We start from the raw sequence: 3005 nt of genomic DNA on the forward strand, positions 1-3005 counted from the left end.
GTTTTATGATTATACTGCCTTCTCCCATAATCGAAATTCGATCAGCTTAAAAAAATCGTGATTCAGAAACTGCCTTGAAAAACACATTCATTGTATCCTGATGCAAAACTGTCTCAAATCAATTTTAAAACCTCTCATAATAACACCCGGCTGAGTTTTTTGTTTTTGTGATACAAAAAATTGCGGCCTTCCGGTAGGTCACAAAAAACTGACGGAGCGACTAGCCATCACTCCGTCAGGACAAGCACCACAAAACATTAGTACCGGCACTCAGCTACTACATAAGTTTCTATAGATTCCTCCTGTAAAACTCAATAACCTTTTCGTACAGGTACAAACGAGAATTACCACCAGAAATAAAATGATCTTTGTCGGGAAAGTAAAACATATCGAAATGTTTGCCAGCAGCGATTAACGCCCGCGAATACTCTATGGCATTCTGAAAATGAACATTATCGTCGGTCGTCCCGTGGATAAGCAACAACTTCCCCTGTAACTGCGAAGCAAGGGCAACCGCCGAACCGGCAGCGTATCCAGCTGCATTTTGTTGTGGTGTTCGCATAAAACGTTCGGTATAAACAGTGTCATAAAACCGCCAATCGGTCACAGGCGCAATCGCCACCCCGGCTTTAAAAACACCATTACCCCGGCTCATGCTCATCAAAACGTTATAGCCTCCGTAACTCCAGCCCCAGATACCGATACGGTTGCCGTCTATATAGGGAAATGTAGCCAGATAGCGTGCAGCGGCTGCCTGATCATCCGACTCTTTTACACCCAAACTCATGTAGGTTTGCTTTCGAAACTCTTCGCCCCGCGCGCCGGTTCCTCGTCCGTCGATTGATGCAACCACAAACCCTTCGTTAGCCAGTGCGTAATGCCAGTCCGCTCCAAACCGGTCAAGCACCTGCTGCGAATTAGGCCCACTGTACTGTATCATAACCACTGGATATTTTTTAGAGGCATCAAAATTATAGGGTTTGATAATCCAACCATTCAACTGTGTGACCCCATCAGCGGCAGGAATGCTGATAAACTCTTTTTTAGGGAATTGCGCAGAGGCCCACTGGGCAGCCGCCTGCTTATTATCTTCCATGATACGAAGTTCTTTGCCGGTGGCATCATGTACAGTAATGAGGGTAGGTGTACGGGTATCCGAGAACCGGTTAACAAAAAACTTACCGTTGTTGCTGAACGACGCATTGTTATAACCCTGTCGCACGGATAGTTTTTGCGGTAGACCTTTTTCAATATTTACCCTGTAGACATTCCGGCGGAGAGGACTTTCATCGGCAGCCTCATAGAAAACCGTTTGGGTCTGTCCATCCACCGCCAGGAGGCTTGTGACATCGAAAGGGCCGGTGGTCAGTTTTTTTTGCAACGTCCCCGTATAACCGTAAATATAAATATGACTGTATCCCTCTTTTTCCGATACATAGGTAAAACGGTTGGGCAAAAAGCGGATTCCGTTGAGTAGTTCAGCATCGACATAGTACTTGTTTTCTTCCCTCAGGATAAGTTTGGCGACTGTTGTTCGAGGATTCACAAAATACATATCAAACCGATTCTGATTGCGGTTTAGAGTCATAGCCACCAATTCTTCGGCATTTCCGGTGAAAGTTATCCGTGGGATATAACCGTCTGGATCGAGGGGGACATCCATTTTACGGGTAGTCCGGGCATCGATATCAAAAACGCGCAGTTCCACCGATGAATTTTTCTCGCCCGGCTTGGGGTACTTATAGGTATAAAAACTGGGGTAAAGTTCTTGATTGAATGTCTGAAACTGATATTGACGCACTTGAGACTCATCTGAACGAACAAAGGCCAACAACTTACTATCGGATGAAAACTCCATTAGCCGTGTGGTGGCAAATTCTTCCTCGTATACCCAATCGGTGGCTCCGTTGATGATCTTGTTGGTTTCACCGTCTTTGGTAACCTGAGATTCCGTATCAAAATCGAATTTGGCAAGCCAGATATTGTTGTCGCTCACGTAAGCCAGCATTTTCCCGTCGGGAGAAAACGTAGGGACCATCTGTTTGGAAGGATTCTGGGTAAGTTTACGCACCAGGTTGCGACGGACATCGTGATAAAAATAGGTCGCCTTGAACGAATGGCGGTAGATCTGTTCCTTTTCTCTGTAAACCAACACCCTGTTTTCATCTGGACTCACAAGGAATCCCTGAAATGTATCAAAAGTACATTCCCGTGCCAGACGTGTGTTGAAAAGCGTATCCACTGCGTTTCCAGTTGCATAGGAGAATTTTATAACCGCCGTATTTCCCGGGTCCATCTGATAATAATGCATCCCGTCGGCCGAAGATTCCATCTGCTGGACATCTTTTGCCGAAAATCGGCCTTCGACGAGGTCTTTTAATGTATAATTTTGTGCATTCAACAGCAAAACGCTGCTTAAGAAATAGAGGAATAAAAGCGTTTTTTTCATTTTATATGTTTCGTTTTTTACCATTTAATGGTTCAGGCCTGCGATTAAAAATCCGCCAGCACATGACCTTATCGGTCACAAAAATAAGAATTATATCCGACATTTTCCAGAATAGGAAACTCGCCCAATCGTTAAATAACAGAAATAACCAACAAAATCACAAAAATTATACCTAATTTTGAAGCGCCATTCTGGAAATAGATAACAGAAAGTCATTTTATGATTGAACATCAGGGAATCATAACAAGAATATCGGACAAGAAAATATCCGTTAAAATCATACAACAATCGGCTTGCAGCACCTGTCATGCAAAAGGAGCATGCATGGCTGCAGACTCGAAAGAGAAAATGGTAGACGTGACAGATGTTACGGGGAAATATAAAATAAATGACCTTGTAATCATTGAGGGAAAAGAATCGGCGGGTTATAAAGCAGTTTTATGGGCTTTTGTGATTCCCGTTATTATTCTTGTCCTGACAATAATTTTTGCCATATCTGCCTGGAAGTGGGGAGAAACGGAAGCCGCTACCGCTTCCATCCTTGCATTGGTGCCCT

At 44.0% G+C, this 3005-nt stretch carries 2 protein-coding genes; one reads left to right on the forward strand and one right to left on the reverse strand.

Features of this window, described 5'->3' with window-relative positions:
• Positions 1–289: 289 nt before the first annotated feature.
• Entirely contained in the window at positions 290–2449 is a 2160-nt protein-coding gene (locus Q0502_RS14235; protein ID WP_298652002.1) for a S9 family peptidase, read from the reverse strand.
• Between the two features lie 219 nt (positions 2450–2668).
• Between Q0502_RS14235 and Q0502_RS14240 the strand changes: the two genes are divergently transcribed.
• A partial coding sequence (locus Q0502_RS14240) for a SoxR reducing system RseC family protein (RefSeq protein WP_298652004.1) occupies positions 2669–3005 on the forward strand: 337 nt, incomplete at its 3' end.

The sequence above is a fragment of the uncultured Proteiniphilum sp. genome (genome assembly GCF_937873925.1).
Lineage (GTDB): Bacteria > Bacteroidota > Bacteroidia > Bacteroidales > Dysgonomonadaceae > Proteiniphilum.